This is a genomic window from Compostibacter hankyongensis (assembly GCF_039541075.1).
Taxonomy (GTDB): domain Bacteria; phylum Bacteroidota; class Bacteroidia; order Chitinophagales; family Chitinophagaceae; genus Compostibacter; species Compostibacter hankyongensis.
This window is the reverse complement of the sequence record NZ_BAABFN010000022.1, coordinates 309,231-324,685: the sequence shown is the minus strand read 5'-3', so window position 1 is coordinate 324,685 and position 15,455 is coordinate 309,231. Positions and strand designations below refer to the sequence as shown.

Sequence of the window (15,455 nt, the reverse complement as noted above, 5' to 3'; positions counted from 1 at the left end):
AACAATACCGCTCCCGGTGTCGCCGTTCCTGTATCCTTGAAACCTTATGCTGGTATGAAGAAAAAAAGAATCGGCCTGTTTGGCTCTACGGGCTCCATCGGTACCCAGGCCCTGGAAGTAATCGACGCGCACCCCGGCGTTTTTGAAGTGGAGGTGCTGACGGCGCAGCAGAATGTCGAAAAGCTGGAAGAACAGGCGCGGAAATTCAAGCCCAACGCCGTCGTCATCGGCGACGAATCGAAATACGAAACGCTCCGGTCAGCGTTGTCCGACCTGCCGGTGAAAGTATTTGCCGGTCCCGGCGCGCTGGTGGAAGTGGCTGCCTGGGACAGCATCGACCTGGTCCTGGCCGCCATCGTGGGCTTTGCGGGTCTGGCGCCCACCCTTGCGGCGCTGGAGCAGGGCACCCCCGTGGCGCTGGCCAACAAGGAAACGCTGGTAGTGGCAGGCGACCTGGTGATGGCCACGGCCCGCCGAAAAGGCGCTCCCATCATACCGGTGGATTCCGAACATTCGGCTATCTATCAGTGTCTGGTCGGCGAACCCCGGCAGCAGCTGGAAAAGATCATCCTCACGGCTTCGGGCGGACCCTTCCTGGGCAGAAAGCCCAACTTCCTCATCAATGTAAAGCGGGATCATGCGCTGGCGCATCCCAACTGGTCCATGGGCGAAAAGGTGACGGTGGACTCGGCCACGCTGATGAACAAAGGCCTGGAGATGATCGAAGCCCGCTGGCTGTTTGACCTGCAGCCGGAGCAGATCGAGGTGATCATCCATCCCCAGTCCGTGGTCCATTCCATGATCCAGTTTGCCGACGGCTCCATCAAGGCGCAGCTGGGCGTGCCCGATATGAAGCTGCCCATCCAGTATGCGATGGCCCATCCGGGACGGCTGAAAAACGATTTTCCCCGCTTTGTTTTTAAGGATTATCCCGCGCTCACCTTCGAACAGCCGGATATCAAAACTTTTCGTAATCTTGCAATTTCCATGGAAGTATTACGCCGGGGCGGCAATGCGCCGTGTGTAATGAATGCGGCCAACGAAGAAGCGGTGCATGCTTTCCTGAAAAACAAGGTAGGCTTTCTGGAGATGACGGAGATCATTGAAAAAGCGCTGGCGCAGGTTCCCTTCATCGAGAAGCCAACTTTACAGGATTATTATGAAAGTGATAAGTCGGCCCGCGAGCTGGCCCTGTCCATGATCACGAGGTATTGAACAAATGATAACATGACGCTAAGTGAGATTCTGATCAAAGCGGCGCAGCTGATCCTGTCGCTTTCCATCCTGGTGGTACTGCATGAGATGGGGCATTTTGTGGCGGCCAAGGTTTTTAAATGCCGGGTCGAGAAATTCTATCTCTTCTTCGATCCCTGGTTTTCCCTTTTTAAAAAGAAGGTGGGTGAAACGGAATACGGCATCGGCTGGCTGCCGCTCGGCGGCTATGTGAAGATCTCCGGCATGATCGACGAAAGCATGGACAAGGAGCAGATGCAGCAGCCGGCAGAGCCCTGGGAGTTCCGCTCCAAGCCCGCCTGGCAGCGCCTGATCATCATGATCGGCGGCGTTACCGTCAACCTGCTGCTGGCGTTCTTCCTCTTTGCCATGGTGCTCTTTGTATGGGGAGAGAAGCAGCTGCCGATGGAGAGCCTCCGCGGCGGTGTGCTGGTGAACGATTCGCTGGGCTACGAGCTGGGCTTTAGGGACGGAGACAAGATACTGGACATCAACGGGCAGCCGGTGAAGTATTTCGAAGACCTGATGCCGCAGATGGTCTATGCCAAGCAGGTAAAGATAGAGCGGGACGGCAGCGTCCTGCAGCTCGATATCCCCCACGACTTCATCGGGCAGCTGGTGGACAACCGCGGCAGAAGCAAGACCCCTTTTCTTTTTTCCTATAACTTTCCCGTGCTTGTAGGGAAAATCCCGGATAGTTCCCTGGCCAGGGGATCGGGGCTCCGCAAAGGAGATCATATTGTAGCGGTAGCCGGCACGCCTACCCCTTATTACGACGATGTGCGGAGCGTTTCAAAAGCGCACAAGGGGGAGAAGGTGCCCGTAAAGGTGATGCGGGACGGCAGCGAGGTGACGCTGCAGATGCAGCTGTCCCCGGAAGGCGCGTTCGGCTTTGTGAATGCCAACAACCCGGACGATCTGGAAAGGCTCGGCTTTCTGAAATTTGAGACTACCCGCTACGGCTTCCTGCAGTCGTTCGCCGCCGGCACGAACATGGCCATCGACCGGCTGACAGACTATGTACGGCAGTTCAAGCTCATCTTCCAGCCCAGCACCGGCGCTTACAAGGGGCTGGGCGGCTTCGGCACCATTGCCAGCATCTTTCCATCCGAGTGGGACTGGCAGGCTTTCTGGACGATGACGGCCTTCCTGTCGGTTATTCTCGCCTTTATGAATATCCTGCCCATTCCGGCGCTGGATGGCGGTCATGTGATGTTCCTGCTGTATGAGATGGTCACCGGCCGCAAGCCCAGCGATAAATTCCTTGAGTATGCGCAGATTGCCGGTATGGTGATCCTTTTTGGCCTGCTGCTCTTTGCCAATGGCATGGACGTCTGGCGGGGCATCCGCGGATGGTTCGGGGGGTAGGCAGCAGTTTCTGGTTTGAGGTTTCTGGTTTGAGGTTTGAGGTTTCCGGTTTGAGGTTTCCGGTTTGAGGTTTCTGCCCTTTACCTTTCACCCTTCACCTTTGACCTTTTACCTCCCTTCAGGAGGCAGATTGAACTTGAAGCCGACCCCGTGGATGGTTTCGAGCGACACCTTGGGATTCGAGCGGAAATATTTCCGCAGCTTGGCGATGAACACGTCCATGCTGCGCCCCAGGAAGTAATCGTCTTTTCCCCATACATGCAGCAGTATCTCCTCGCGCTTTAGCGTTTTGTTCGGGTGTTCGCAAAGGAATTTCAGCAGGTCGGCTTCCTTCTGGGTCAGCGGATGCACCTGTCCTTTGGCATTGCCCAGGGTAAGGTTGGAAAAGCTGAATTCCTGGTTGCCGATCTGGTAAAGTATGTTTTTATCCGCATTCAGCGCGCGGGTCCTGCGCAGGAAAACCTCGATGCGAAGCAGCAGCTCCTGCATGCTGAAGGGTTTGGTGATGTAGTCGTCGGCCCCGTTCAAAAAGCCGGTTACGCGGTCTTCTTCCATGGATTTGGCCGTAAGAAAAAGCACCGGGATCATTTCGTTGCGCTGCCGGATCTGCTGGGCCAGGGTAAACCCGTCCTTGGCCGGCATCATCACATCCAGCAGCACGAGGTCGAAGCTTTTTTTCTGGAACTGCCGCCAGGCCGTTTCCCCGTCCAGGCAGTGCACGGTTTCATAACCGGCCTCGCTGAGATTGTCCTTGACGACAAATCCCAGGTTCAGGTCGTCTTCCGCCAGTAAGATATGTGCTTTCTTTTCCATCGTTTACAGCCGGATATTAGCGCCGGCAGGGTGTCCGGCGTCAGGGCCGGACTTTACGGCCGGCGGGGTCGCCCTGCGGGAACCAGATCGTAAAAATACTGCCTTTACCGGGATCGCTCTCCATTTTTACCTCACCCTTCATGGCTTTGGTATACAATTTTACATAATTCAATCCTAATCCGAACCCTTTTACCTCGTGCAGGTTGCCCGTCGGCACCCGGAAGAATTTGGTGAACAGGAACTGCTGGTACTGCCGGGGAATGCCGATGCCGTTGTCTGCCACCGAGATGCTCACGCCCTGGCGGTGATCAGCCGTGGTGAGGGTGATCTCGGGTTGCGGGGCATACTTAATGGCATTGTCGATCAGGTTGAACAGGATGTTTTTAAAATGGAGGGCATCCAGTATCAGCACGGGGTGGGCGGCTTCAAGCCGCGGATGGAAATGCCCCTTTTTGCGGCGGAGCACCGCTTCGAAATCCAGCATACACTGCCGGATCACCTCGTGGATATCCACCGGTTCCTTTTTCAGCTGGATATTGTGCTTTTCGGTTTTTGCTACCTGCAGCACGCGTTCCACCTGCTCTCCGAGGTGATTGATTTCGTTGCCGATGATGCGGGCGTAGCGGGAAAGCCGCTGGTCCGATCGTACCGGCGTCGCATTTTTGAGCACTTCGGTAGAGAGTTGTATGGTGGCGATGGGCGTCCGGAACTCATGGGTCATGTTGTTGATAAAGTCTTTCTGTACTTCAGAAAGCTGCTTCTGGCGAAACAGCTTTAAGATGCTGATGACAAACCCGATGATCACGGCCAGCAGCAGGATGGTGGAAAATATCCAGAAGCCCATTTCCCGGAGCAGGAAGCTCTCCCGGCCGGGGAACAGCACACCCACATAATTAAAAGATTTCGGAACAACGGTCAGCCGGGCGGTGGAGTCTTCGCTGCCGGTAGGGGCGGAGCGGATATACCCGACATCTTCCATCTGCCCGGTGCTGCTCCGGTAAAGTCCGAATTTGAAGCTGGTAAATACATTGTATTCTTCAAAAGCCTTTTTTAATAAAAAGACCACCTCGGTGCTGTCTGCCGCATATTTTGTATTGGCGATATAATAATTGTGTCCCGCCTGTTCCACTTCGTCGGCAAAAGGGGCGGTGTCTTTCCGGGAAAAACGAACGGACTCCACCACGGACCGGAGGGCGGCGTGGACCTTTACGTTGAACTCCTGCTCCTCCAGCGTGTAAGTCTTTTTCAGCCAGTACAGCTGCGCCCCCATGACCAGTATGATCAGTACGGTCATGGCGGCGATGATCTTCTTCAGGGTAGAAGGTCTCATGTCATTTCCGGATTTTTTCCGGATGGCGGGCGATGAAGGCGGCCCATCCTCCCGGGGCGGACGCGGCGGCGGCGAGGGGGTTACTCTGCTGGAAATGGTGGCAGAGCGCTACGGCCAGGGCATCGCTGGCATCGAGATATTGCGGCTTTTCCTCAAAGGAGAGCAGACGCTGCAGCATCAGCCATACTTGTTCCTTATTGGCATTGCCGTTGCCGGTGACGGCCTGCTTTACCTTTTTGGGGGAATATTCGGTGACGGGGATGCCGGCCTGCATGGCCGCGGCAATGGCTACTCCCTGGGCGCGGCCCAGCTTCAGCATGCTCTGCACGTTCTTGCCGAAAAAGGGAGCCTCGATGGCAAAGGTATCCGGACGATACTCACGGATCAGCCCCGCTACCCGTTCGTGTATCTTCTGCAGCCGCTCGTAGTGATCCTGGCGCAGCGCCAGCTTCAGCACACCCATCTCAAGCAGACGGACCTGCCGGTTTTGTACGGCGATCAGGCCGAACCCCATCAGCTGGGTACCGGGATCTATGCCCAGGATGATATGACCGGAAGGCAGACGGCTCATGGATCAGGCAATGTGCGGCGCAGCAGCGGCACGGTTTTTATACAGGCTTGTTGTAATCGCTTTATTACCGTACGTTTGTTAAAATTTGCCGTGCTCAGCAAAAGTACCAAAATAATCATCAACTATGGGATCGGTATCGGTCTCTTTGCATGGCTTTCCTGGTCGCTTTTTCACCAGGTGCGTTACCAGGAAAACCTCCAGCTGGCCCTCAGGGAGCTGCGGGAGGTGGTGCAGGGACCTTCTCTGCTGGCCTTGCTGGGCGTTTGTCTGATGATGGCGGTCAACTGGGGTCTGGAAGCCCGGAAATGGCAGCTGCTGGTGAATCCGCTTGAGCGCATCCCCTTTCGCCGGGCCTTTTATGCCATCCTGTCCGGCATTTCCCTTTCTGTCAATACCCCCAACCGGATCGGGGAATACGGGGGACGTATCCTGTATGTACATCATATCAACAAGCTGCGGGCCATTACCGTGACGCTGGTCGGCAGCTTCAGCCAGCTGATCGTAACCATCCTTTTCGGTCTGGCCGGTCTGGCCTATTATATCGACAACCTTATTTTCCCCGGAACGGGCAGTTCGGCACTGTCGGGCGCCTGGAAGGCCGTTTTGATAGGGGTGATGGTCCTTTCCGCGGTGGTCACGCTTTTCCTGTATTTCAGGCTGCATCTTTTTGTAACCCTTTTTGAGCGGATACGGGCGCTGCGGCGCCTGCGCGGCTATGTAAAGGTGCTGGACCGGTTCTCAAAAGATGAGCTGGGAAAGTTGTTGCTGCTGTCGGTGGTCCGGTACCTCGTTTTTTCGCTGCAGTTCCTTATCCTTCTTTGGCTGCTGGGCGTGGATATCCTATGGTGGCAGGGCCTGCTGATGATCTTTCTGGTGTACCTGGCCATGGCGTTGGTGCCCACGGTCGCCATTGCGGAACTGGGCATACGGGGGCAGATCGGGCTGTACTTCCTGGGTTTGCTCAGTCCGAATAAAGTAGGTATTATTGCTGCAACCTTCGGTATCTGGTTTATCAACCTTATTATACCGGCCATCGTAGGCAGTGTGCTGATATTGGGTATAAAAGTCTTCAGCGACAAATGACCGATATGAAGAAAAGGGTCCGACTGATGATGCTTTTTCTGGTCTTCTCCGCAGCGGGACAGGCGCAGAATTTCTGCGGCCTGAGCAACATCTCTTTCCAGCCCGGGGAAAAGATTACCCTGAAGGTATATTACAATCTCGGGAGCATCTTTGTGGGAGCCGGCGAAGCCACCTTCAATACCACGCTGGAACAGATGAAAGGCCGGCCGGTATACCATGTGGTAGGCGAGGGGAGGACCTACGGCTCCTACGACTGGATATTCAAGGTAAGGGACCGCTACGAAACATATGTCGATACCGCTAATCTGCTTCCCCTGCGGTTTATCCGCAATATCAACGAGGGAGGGTATAAAAAACACGAGGATGTGACCTTCAACCAGGAGCAGCATACGGCGGTCAGCCTGAAGGGCACGCATCAGGTGCCGGCCTGCATACAGGATGTGATCAGCTCGGTATTTTATGCCCGGAATATTGATTTCGGAAAATACAATCCGGGCGACAAGATCCCTTTTGCCATGTTCCTGGACGATGAGGTTTACAATATCTATATCCGCTATATGGGTAAGGAGCAGGTCAGCACCCGCTACGGAAAGTTCAATGCCATCAAGATAAAGCCGCTGCTGATCAAGGGGACGATCTTTGAAGGGGGCGAAAAGATGACGGTCTGGGTAAGCGACGACCGGAACCATATTCCGTTGCGTATAAACAGCCCCATTACCGTCGGCAGCATCAAGGTGGATATGATCGGGTACCAGCATCTGCGGTATCCGCTGAGCTCGATGATCGGCCGCCGTTGAGCGGAACGCGTTGTGCCCGAAATATACCTTTGTTTACCATAAAATACGTCATTATGGAAGATCATAAACCTAAGATTCTGCTTGCCGAAGACGATTCCAATCTGGGAATGGTATTAAAAAACTACCTGGAGCTCAACGATTATGAAGTAGAGCTGAGCCGCGACGGCATCCTGGCCCTGGCAGCCTTCCGCCGGGAGAAGTTCGATCTTTGCCTGCTGGACGTCATGATGCCCAATATGGACGGATTTACCCTCGCCGAGGAGATCCGGAATGTAGACCCGGACATCCCGCTGTTTTTTATTTCGGCCAAAAGCATGAAGGACGATATTATCCAGGGCTATAAGCTGGGGGCGGACGATTATATCACCAAGCCTTTCGACAGCGAGCTGCTGCTGCTGAAAATAAAAGCCATCCTGAAGCGCAACCAGGAGCTGACCCACCGGGACAGCGAGCAGGTGGAATACGAGCTGGGCAGCTATCATTTCAACGCCCGTCTGCGCACCCTCAGCCGGGCGAGCGATTCCCATACCCTTTCACCCAAGGAAAACGAGCTGCTGAAGCTGCTCTGCGAGCAGATGAACGATCTGCTGCCCCGGGATGTGGCCCTCAAGAAGATATGGGGCAGCGACACCTATTTCAACGGGCGCAGTATGGACGTATACATTGCCAAGCTGCGGAAATACCTGCGGGATGATCCGGATATCGAGATCGTAAACATCCACGGCAATGGTTTCCGGCTGGTGGTAAAATGATCGGGGTTGACCTTTTTCGGCATTTTCTGTCATTATTGCCGCTTTTTGGCCGGATGAGGGATTTGCATGAAATTTGCAGGATATTTCACCAAGAGGCGGGCCGGTAGCTGTGCCGGTTTCCGTTCTGGATTATGGGGTCGTCTGGTTTTGACAGCATAGGTCTTTGAAAGTGTAAGCATGCCGTGCGTTGGGTAATTAGCACGTAAATCTGAATGCTCGAACTTTTAAATGGCGAATCTAACTACGCCATGGCTGCCTAATCAGCGATTAGCCAGTCATTATAGCCGCTGAGAGCCAAAGCCTGCCCTGGCTCCCGCCGCTGAATCATCAAACCCGGCAGGATAGGTATACCTGGTTTCCGTGAGGGTATACCGAAGCCCTAACGGATAAGGATGCGGTTGGTTTGTTACGCCCCGGCCAAGTCCCGACACCCCAATGCGTAAATAAGCATGTAGAAAGCTTTTGAGGAATATGTTTGGACGCGGGTTCGAATCCCGCCGGCTCCACCTGATGATCAAACGGAACAACTGATCAAACGGAACAACAAAGGGCTCTCCCCCAAAGCGCAAGCTCGCTTGCGTTTTGGGGGAGAGCCCTTTGTTTGGTAAAATGCGCAGCATTTTACGGGCTGCGCAGCAGCCATCCGTTTGATTCCCTGCATGGGAAAGAAGGGATCAGCGGAACAGCCGGAGGCTGTGAAGCTAATCCCGCGATTTTCCATTTAATGGGTAGATTTGTAAAAATAAAGGGTTAACGAGGCAGTGTAACCAACCCTGTCCGCTTACTATCTTTACCTATTGGTCTTCAATACTTTTATAAGCGGTTGGGAAAGTCAGAACACCCGGCTATTCCTATTATTCGCCATTTTTCTTATTATTGCATAAATGACTGGTGATGAGTCCCAAAAGAAATTACAGGATATCGTTAGAGGAGCTTTCCTTGAAGGGGAAGGAGATCATTGCACAACGGTCAGAAATCTCCTATGCCAGAGCTTTGGCTCAGATACAACTGTTAAAAGCGAATTCGAAAGTAAGGCAATCCTCAAAGAAAAGCAGGCAGGCTTCTTAAAAGCTTATGCTGACAAGACCGGACATTGGCTTCCCTCTTTGCCGTCAGGTTCTCAATACCTGACCAGAGGAGGGGAAGCGGAAGTCTACCTTGCCAAGGATCGACGCCATGTTATTAAAGTTAATGATGGCATTTATTATGCAACTTGGTTAGAATATTTTAATAGCCTTGTTATTCATAATTTGCTGTTCCCGAATACTGCATACTCACTCCTTGGCTTCACTGAAAACAACAATAAGAACCTTTGTGTCGTATTGGAACAATCTTTCGTTGAAGGGGAACAGGCAGAACTTAATGCCATTAAACAATTGTTGGTTTTTAATGGTTTTGTGAATGTAAAACACCAGGACTATTACAATGAGGCATTGGGTTTGTTGTTAGAGGATATGCATGATGAAAATGTAATAGCTAAAGATGATGTGCGCAGCTCACCTCCAAATGATAAGAAGCGTTAGGATATAGCATCCTATCACCCCCACCAGCAACAGGAAAAGCTCAAAATCCGTTTCCGGAAAGCCGGGAGACTGCGCCAGAAATGCCATCAAAAGCAGCGCCAGGACGGCCCCAATGCCAAATGTCAGAATGATCTTCTGCTGATGATTGGGTTGCCGGGAAACAGGCACGTTCAGGGGAGATGGCTCAGATCCGGATTGCTGCACCGCCATACCTGGGGAGAAAGGCTCACCATCCAGCATTTCCAGGGAAAAATCCAAATGTCGTGACAGCAATTTCAGGGTATACATCCTCGGCAGCACTTCTGCATTCTCAATCCGTTGTATGGATCTCAGGCTCAGACCGGCAATTTCGGAAAGCTCCTGCTGGGTATAGCCCTTGCCGGTGCGGCCCTCTTTTACAAGCCTGGCGATTTTTTCTCTTTTATGGCTGTCCATCGTTTAGAGAATGATTTGCGACATTCAACGTCATATATGCGTCATTGCCCAATGACGTCTTTTTCAGACACCTAAAGATAATATATTTGGTTTTTTATAATCCCTCATAGAGGTCTAACCAATTATTCCCAAAATGAAAAAACTCCTGAATGCCCATCCCGCACTAACCCTGTTATTATTATTTATCGCTTTTTTTGCGGTTCCCTTTATTTTTAGCTTTATAGGTGGTTATAACCCTGTCGTGGGTTATTTCTCCGCCGTCCTGCTTTTACTGTTAACAGGACTGTTATACAGATGGGAAGGCAAAAGTTTATCCGAACTTGGCCTTAACTTCAAACAGGGAAATATTTACTTCCTTCCCCTGGGCATTATTGTAGGAATCTTATTTTTTTGCGTTCTTCTTTTTGCACAAATGCTTCATAACGGGATACATATCCGTTTTAATAAAAATGCGGATTATACATTAATAGCAGGCGGCATATTTATTTTATTTCAGGCCGTGTGTATTGAAGAGCTGATCTTCAGAGGATATTGTTTTAAAAAGGCTGTTGATCATGCCGGCATCCCGAAAGCCAACTTGATTTTTGCTTTTCTCTTTATCGTATGGCACTGGATAGCGTTTAACGCCTGGGGAAACTATGGCTTAATGCTTGGGTTGATTACAACGGCTTTCGGACATTTGCTGTTTTCAACTGCGCTGCTCAGATCAGGGACCTTATATTTCCCGATCGGCATCCATTTAGGCAATAACTGGGCAGAACACTATTTATTTTCTGCAAGTATGGAAGGCCCCAATGCCCGGCCATCCAACGGTGTGCTTTTCATCCTTACAGGTCCTGACCCCAGGCAAGATCCTTCCCAATTTCATGTTATTATCGGCTACATGATTACTTTCATCTGTTTCCTCCTTTTCACCTGGGTGATCTGGAAATGGCCGAAAAAGCGGTAGTCGGGGTAACTCCCAAAGATCTAACGAAAAGCAAGACTGAAAAGATAACGACCGTTAATCCGTACGCCGGAGGTGAATGACCTGGCCGCCGCCGGGTGCCAGCTGCAGCTGCAGTATATCCGAGGGCTGCACGGAGCGTTCTGTTTTTACCAGGTGGTTGGGGTGTGTTGCAGCATCCGGCGCGTCAGACCAGATCAGGGCCTGGTAGTGGCCGGGCGGCAGGAATGTCAAAGGCAGTGATACGTTTCTGCCGGAAGAGCTGGTAATGCTGCCGACAAACCAATCCCTGCCTTTGCGCCGGGCTATGGTCAGCCATTTGCCGGGCTCAGCAAGGGGCACACGGGTCTCGTCCCACACGGTAGGAACAACCTTCAGGAAGTCGAAACCGGGTTGCCCAAGGTAGGCGTCCGGGTAGTCGCAGACCATGCCGAGGGGATTTTCCAGGATCACATACATGGCCAGCATGTGACAGCGGGTGCCCAGTACGAGAGGACGGGTGTATCGGGCCTTATACTTTTCCGGGGTCACCGCATGGAACCCGCCGAGGTGGTAGTCGGTTGATCCGGCCAGCAGCCTTGTAAAGGCTATATTGAGATCGTCGTCCGGCGTGATAGGGTTGCCCCACTTGTCGTTTTCGTAGTTAAGCGTTCCCTCCCGCGTAAACTCGTTGGGATAGGTACGGCTGAGGCCCGTAGGCTTATAAGCACCGTGGAACTGGATATGCAGATGATGCCTCGCCGCTGATTCCAGGATCTCAAGCTGTATGTTGACCATTTCCTGATCGTCCCGGTTCATAAAATCCACCATCATGCCCTTGATGCCCCATTTTTCAAACTGGGTGAAAGCCTGCTCCAGTTGCGGATAGAGCGCCTTCCAGTGCACCCATACCCGGATACCCACGCCCTTTTTTCGGGCATAATCGCATATCCGCTGCATGTCGAGGCCCGGCAGGGGACGGGTGACATCGGAGTGCGGACCGGGCTGATAGCTGATGCCGTCGTTTTGATACCAGGCGATGCCGCCATACCCGATCACCGTATGATAGGGGATGCCGTTTTCCGCGCAAAAGTCGATATAATACTGGTTGGTTTCGAAATTGATGCCCGGTGCGAAGGTGGTATCGGGCACCACGTCCCCGTTCCACCAGTGGAAATCCGTTTTGCCGGGCCGGATCCACGAAACATCTTTTATGCGGCAGGCCGGGCTGAGATCGGTCAGGATATTGGAGGCGATCAGCGTGCCCGGTTCTTTGCCGATCATCATCACCCGCCAGGGCGAGTGATGGGGCAGTCTGGCCTTAACCTTGATGCCATGCTGCCCGGGCAGCGGCGACAGACGGCTCCGGAGCATATTCCCGTGTCTGGCGAGGTACATGCCCGCATAATCGATGAGGGCCGCTTCGGTGATGGCCAGGTAGACGCTGTCCGGAAAGGTGAACAGTGCAGGCATGTCCATCAGCGTATCCTCTTTTATCCGGCTGAGCGGCAGATCGCTGTAACGGCCTTCGTGGGAGGTGGTGAAGTCCGGCAGAAACATGCCCAGCACCTTCGGATCACCCGCGAGGTTAAAGGTGGTGTTTTCCTCCATGAGGGTCCAGGACCGGCGGTTCCCCTGTTCGGGCAGCTCATAACGGAATGCCAGGCCATCGTTATACACCCGCACCCGCAGGTCCACTTCTCTCCCGGCTCCGGTCTGCTCTTTCAGGGCTATCTTCACTTCCCGGTACCTGTCGTTTACCGATTTTGTCTTACCGGTGACCAGCTCATAACGGTCCGCACCTTCCCGGAAAACAGGCGTCAGCATCTTTATATTGCGACCAAAAGAACTTCCTTCTGCAAAGTCCAGGCTTAACGGAGAGGGGTATACGATATTCTTCTCCTTAAAGAATACTTCGTAGACCGGCAGGCTGTCTGTACACCGGAATGCAAAGCGGATGCTGCCGTCGGGCGAGCTGAGCCGGACGGACTGTTGGGCCGGCAGGGAAAGAGGACCCGTAAGCAGAAAAAAAACGGTAAGCTTCAGGAACGAACGCATTATGATGAGAGTTTAGCGATAAACGGTATACAAGCTGCCGTTCCGTAAGGTACATTGTACGGGGTTATTTTTCAAATTGCTTTTATCCGGATAGAGGAATAGGAAGCGTGGCTTTCGCGGTTTTGATCGGCGGGTGAACCGCCGGAATTAGCTTCGCAGCCTCCAGCCGCTCCGCTGATTCCTTCTTTCCCATGCAGGGAATCAAAACCGCGCACGCTGATGCGTGCGGCGTTCTTCATTCCGCCCAAAAGCAAACTTGTTTGCTTTTGGGGCTTCATTCGTCCGCCTTCGCGGTTTCGATCATCAGGTGAACCGCCGGAATTCCTTACATTTGATATATGTTCAGGATTGTCCGGATAACGGTGAAAGATCAGCAGCGCCTGGTGCTTTGCGCGGGGCTGATTGCCCTGACGGTGTTCCCTGCCGCAGCGCAGCAGGCAGGCGGGCCGCTGGCTTTGCCGCAGCCGCCGGGCAGGCAGATGACCTTGCCGCAACCGGCAAGAGCGCCGATGACCTTGCCGCAACCGGCTACCCTGCAGGAGGTCCTGCGCCGTCCCGCTGCCCCTTCTTCAGCGGATGCCGTTGCGGCTTTTGTACCGCTGCCCCTGTCTGCCGCTCTTCCGCCCGGTGCTCCCGGCCATGGGAACCGGCTTCCGTCCGGATTTTATTACGACCGGTGTTACGGATTTTTCTGTAAAATGGAGTGGCAGACCGAAAAACGCCTGCACGTACCCCTTTCTGTTCGCCTGGGCACGCTTTCGTATGTGGACCGCCTGGAGGGGAAAGACCGCTGAGGAAATGGGCGAAGCGGGTTTTTTAACCTACCTTTGCCGCCAGAATATTGTAATAAGATACTTCATGCAAGCATTTGAAGCGTTGGGGTTACGTGCGGAACTGATCCAGGCGATTGCCGAACGGGGTTTTCAGGAACCTACTCCCATCCAGCAGCAGGCTATCCCCTGCTTATTAGCCCAGACACAGGACTTTGTAGGGCTGGCCCAGACGGGTACCGGCAAAACCGCGGCTTTCGGCCTGCCGTTGCTGCAGCATCTCGATACGGACAGCCGGGAGGTGCAGGCCCTGGTGCTGGCGCCCACGCGTGAGCTGTGCATGCAGATCGCCGCCGATCTCGAGGTCTTTGCCCGCTATCTCCCCAAAGTGCGTGCCATTGCCGTCTATGGGGGCACCTCTATCGGTCCGCAGATCCGGCAGCTCAGACAGGGCGTACAGCTGATCATCGCCACTCCGGGGCGGCTGATCGATCTCATCGAACGCAAGGCCGTGGACCTGGGCACCGTGCAGCAGGTAGTGCTGGATGAAGCGGACGAAATGCTGAACATGGGCTTCCGGGATGATATTGATTACATCCTGGAGAAAACCGTAAGCCGTCTTTCTACCTGGCTGTTTTCGGCCACCATGCCCGAAGGGGTGCGCCGTATTGCCGCGCGCTTTATGAAAAACCCGAAGGAAGTGTCCGTCGGCCGGCAGAACACCGCCGCCGCCAACATCTCCCATGAATATTATATGACCTCGGCGCATGACCGTTACGAAGCCTTAAAGCGGATCGTGGACTATCATCCCGAGATGTATGGTATCATCTTTACCCGTACGAAAGCCGATGCGCAGGAAATCGCCGACAAGCTCCGTCGTGAAGGATACGGCATCGACGCGCTGCACGGCGATCTTTCGCAGCCGCAGCGGGACAAGGTGATGAAAGATTTCCGGGACCGCACCCTGCAGCTGCTTATTGCCACGGATGTGGCTGCCCGCGGCATCGATGTGGACAGCATCACCCATGTGATCAACTATGCTCTTCCCGACGATACGGAAGTATATACGCACCGGAGCGGACGTACAGCCCGGGCAGGGCGCTCCGGCACCTGCATCTCCCTGATCCATATGCGGGAGACCGGGAAGCTGCGCGAGATAGAAAGGCTGGTCAAGGCGCGTTTCGTACGCAAGCCGGTGCCTTCCGGAAAGGAAGTATGCGAAAAGCAGTTTTTTCACTTTATCGACCGCATACACGATGCGGATATCTCCCATGGCGATTATGAGCATTATCTGCCTCAGCTCACCGAACGTTTTGCGGATATGAGCAAGGAAGAGCTGCTTACGCGTATGGCTTCGCTGGAATTTAACCGTTTCCTCGAATATTACCGCGACGCTCCCGATCTGAATGCGAGGACGGAGCGGCGCACGACCCGGGATACTCCTTACCGCGACCGTGACCGCGGGCAGGACCGGTATCGTCCCGAAAGCGGAAAAGTACGTTTATTCATAAACGTGGGCAGCAAAGACGGATTCTACAAAGCCAGCTTCCTGCAGTTTATCCTCGATATGAGCGATCTGCCGAAACAGGTGCTGGGAAGGATCGACCTGAAAGAAATGAACAGCTTTGTGGAGATCGATACCGATGCCGCCCAGCAGATGATCCGCGCGCTGGACGGCCGGAAGATGAAAGGGCGGCAGATCCGGATGAACCTGGCTGACCGTTCCGGCGGACCCCAGCAGGGGCAGGGTGGCGCTTCGTATGGAAGAGGCCCCCGGTACCGCAACAGGCCATAGGC

The 15,455-nt window shown here is 53.7% G+C and carries 15 protein-coding genes and 1 other RNA gene; 10 read left to right on the top strand and 6 right to left on the bottom strand.

Annotation, left to right across the window (positions count from 1 at the left end):
- Nucleotides 1-54 precede the first annotated feature (54 nt).
- Together ABD851_RS17415 and rseP are read left to right on the top strand one after the other, a co-directional pair.
- Complete coding sequence (locus tag ABD851_RS17415; RefSeq protein WP_344981711.1) at nt 55-1,215, top strand: 1-deoxy-D-xylulose-5-phosphate reductoisomerase; 1,161 nt, start codon at nt 55-57, stop codon at nt 1,213-1,215.
- Nucleotides 1,216-1,227: 12 nt separating this feature from the next.
- On the top strand, nt 1,228-2,601 hold the full coding sequence (gene rseP, locus ABD851_RS17410; RefSeq protein WP_344981709.1) for an RIP metalloprotease RseP: 1,374 nt from the start codon (nt 1,228-1,230) through the stop codon (nt 2,599-2,601).
- 108 nt (nt 2,602-2,709) lie between these two features.
- Here rseP and ABD851_RS17405 read toward each other — a convergent pair whose 3' ends face one another.
- From ABD851_RS17405 to ruvC, 3 genes are read right to left on the bottom strand one after another with little or no spacing between them, the layout of a single operon-like run.
- Nucleotides 2,710-3,414, bottom strand: coding sequence for a response regulator transcription factor (locus ABD851_RS17405; protein WP_344981707.1), 705 nt, complete (start codon nt 3,412-3,414; stop codon nt 2,710-2,712).
- A 40-nt stretch (nt 3,415-3,454) separates the two neighbouring features.
- Entirely contained in the window at nt 3,455-4,744 is a 1,290-nt protein-coding gene (locus ABD851_RS17400; protein ID WP_344981705.1) for a sensor histidine kinase, read from the bottom strand.
- Nucleotide 4,745: 1 nt separating this feature from the next.
- A complete protein-coding gene (gene ruvC / locus ABD851_RS17395; RefSeq protein WP_344981703.1) occupies nt 4,746-5,315 on the bottom strand; it encodes a crossover junction endodeoxyribonuclease RuvC in 570 nt (189 codons plus the stop codon).
- Between the two features lie 90 nt (nt 5,316-5,405).
- Between ruvC and ABD851_RS17390 the strand changes: the two genes are divergently transcribed.
- The 5 genes from ABD851_RS17390 to ABD851_RS17370 all read left to right on the top strand — a co-directional run bounded on the left by ABD851_RS17390 (nt 5,406) and on the right by ABD851_RS17370 (nt 9,470).
- Nucleotides 5,406-6,398: a lysylphosphatidylglycerol synthase domain-containing protein gene (locus tag ABD851_RS17390; RefSeq protein WP_344981701.1), complete on the top strand. Its 993-nt coding sequence runs from the start codon at nt 5,406-5,408 to the stop codon at nt 6,396-6,398.
- A 5-nt stretch (nt 6,399-6,403) separates the two neighbouring features.
- Complete coding sequence (locus ABD851_RS17385) at nt 6,404-7,195, top strand: DUF3108 domain-containing protein (RefSeq protein WP_344981699.1); 792 nt, start codon at nt 6,404-6,406, stop codon at nt 7,193-7,195.
- Between the two features lie 53 nt (nt 7,196-7,248).
- The gene (locus ABD851_RS17380) at nt 7,249-7,947 is read left to right on the top strand and encodes a response regulator transcription factor (RefSeq protein ID WP_344981697.1); all 699 of its coding nucleotides are present in this window, start codon (nt 7,249-7,251) and stop codon (nt 7,945-7,947) included.
- Between the two features lie 133 nt (nt 7,948-8,080).
- Nucleotides 8,081-8,456: a transfer-messenger RNA gene (ssrA, locus tag ABD851_RS17375) on the top strand.
- A 375-nt stretch (nt 8,457-8,831) separates the two neighbouring features.
- Nucleotides 8,832-9,470 (top strand): putative polyvalent protein kinase domain-containing protein, encoded by a 639-nt coding sequence (locus tag ABD851_RS17370; protein ID WP_344981695.1) that lies wholly within the window; start codon nt 8,832-8,834, stop codon nt 9,468-9,470.
- Here ABD851_RS17370 and ABD851_RS17365 read toward each other — a convergent pair.
- A complete protein-coding gene (locus ABD851_RS17365; protein ID WP_344981693.1) occupies nt 9,444-9,905 on the bottom strand; it encodes a helix-turn-helix transcriptional regulator in 462 nt (153 codons plus the stop codon). The two genes, ABD851_RS17370 and ABD851_RS17365, sit on opposite strands and share 27 nt — an antisense overlap.
- Nucleotides 9,906-10,038: 133 nt before the next feature.
- On the opposite strand from ABD851_RS17365, the gene ABD851_RS17360 reads away from it, so the two are divergent.
- Nucleotides 10,039-10,854, top strand: coding sequence for a CPBP family intramembrane glutamic endopeptidase (locus tag ABD851_RS17360; protein ID WP_344981691.1), 816 nt, complete (start codon nt 10,039-10,041; stop codon nt 10,852-10,854).
- Between the two features lie 54 nt (nt 10,855-10,908).
- On the opposite strand, the gene ABD851_RS17355 is transcribed toward ABD851_RS17360, so the two are convergent.
- Together ABD851_RS17355 and ABD851_RS17350 are read right to left on the bottom strand one after the other, a co-directional pair.
- The gene (locus ABD851_RS17355; protein ID WP_344981689.1) at nt 10,909-12,888 is read right to left on the bottom strand and encodes a glycoside hydrolase family 97 protein; all 1,980 of its coding nucleotides are present in this window, start codon (nt 12,886-12,888) and stop codon (nt 10,909-10,911) included.
- Between the two features lie 71 nt (nt 12,889-12,959).
- Nucleotides 12,960-13,166, bottom strand: a complete 207-nt coding sequence (locus tag ABD851_RS17350) for a hypothetical protein (protein WP_344981687.1) — start codon at nt 13,164-13,166, stop codon at nt 12,960-12,962.
- Between the two features lie 60 nt (nt 13,167-13,226).
- On the opposite strand from ABD851_RS17350, the gene ABD851_RS17345 reads away from it, so the two are divergent.
- Together ABD851_RS17345 and ABD851_RS17340 are read left to right on the top strand one after the other, a co-directional pair.
- Complete coding sequence (locus tag ABD851_RS17345) at nt 13,227-13,682, top strand: hypothetical protein (protein ID WP_344981685.1); 456 nt, start codon at nt 13,227-13,229, stop codon at nt 13,680-13,682.
- A 64-nt stretch (nt 13,683-13,746) separates the two neighbouring features.
- The gene (locus tag ABD851_RS17340) at nt 13,747-15,453 is read left to right on the top strand and encodes a DEAD/DEAH box helicase (protein ID WP_344981683.1); all 1,707 of its coding nucleotides are present in this window, start codon (nt 13,747-13,749) and stop codon (nt 15,451-15,453) included.
- The last annotated feature ends 2 nt before the right edge of the window (nt 15,454-15,455 follow it).

Coding starts and splice junctions, on each gene's coding strand:
- ruvC (WP_344981703.1), bottom strand. CDS start 5,315: ATGAGCCGTCTGCCTTCCGGTCATATCATCCTGGGCATAGATCCCGGT.
- ABD851_RS17360 (WP_344981691.1), top strand. CDS start 10,039: ATGAAAAAACTCCTGAATGCCCATCCCGCACTAACCCTGTTATTATTA.
- ABD851_RS17385 (WP_344981699.1), top strand. CDS start 6,404: ATGAAGAAAAGGGTCCGACTGATGATGCTTTTTCTGGTCTTCTCCGCA.
- ABD851_RS17370 (WP_344981695.1), top strand. CDS start 8,832: ATGACTGGTGATGAGTCCCAAAAGAAATTACAGGATATCGTTAGAGGA.
- ABD851_RS17415 (WP_344981711.1), top strand. CDS start 55: ATGAAGAAAAAAAGAATCGGCCTGTTTGGCTCTACGGGCTCCATCGGT.
- ABD851_RS17400 (WP_344981705.1), bottom strand. CDS start 4,744: ATGAGACCTTCTACCCTGAAGAAGATCATCGCCGCCATGACCGTACTG.
- ABD851_RS17340 (WP_344981683.1), top strand. CDS start 13,747: ATGCAAGCATTTGAAGCGTTGGGGTTACGTGCGGAACTGATCCAGGCG.
- ABD851_RS17380 (WP_344981697.1), top strand. CDS start 7,249: ATGGAAGATCATAAACCTAAGATTCTGCTTGCCGAAGACGATTCCAAT.
- ABD851_RS17365 (WP_344981693.1), bottom strand. CDS start 9,905: ATGGACAGCCATAAAAGAGAAAAAATCGCCAGGCTTGTAAAAGAGGGC.
- ABD851_RS17345 (WP_344981685.1), top strand. CDS start 13,227: ATGTTCAGGATTGTCCGGATAACGGTGAAAGATCAGCAGCGCCTGGTG.
- rseP (WP_344981709.1), top strand. CDS start 1,228: ATGACGCTAAGTGAGATTCTGATCAAAGCGGCGCAGCTGATCCTGTCG.
- ABD851_RS17355 (WP_344981689.1), bottom strand. CDS start 12,888: ATGCGTTCGTTCCTGAAGCTTACCGTTTTTTTTCTGCTTACGGGTCCT.
- ABD851_RS17405 (WP_344981707.1), bottom strand. CDS start 3,414: ATGGAAAAGAAAGCACATATCTTACTGGCGGAAGACGACCTGAACCTG.
- ABD851_RS17350 (WP_344981687.1), bottom strand. CDS start 13,166: ATGAAGCCCCAAAAGCAAACAAGTTTGCTTTTGGGCGGAATGAAGAAC.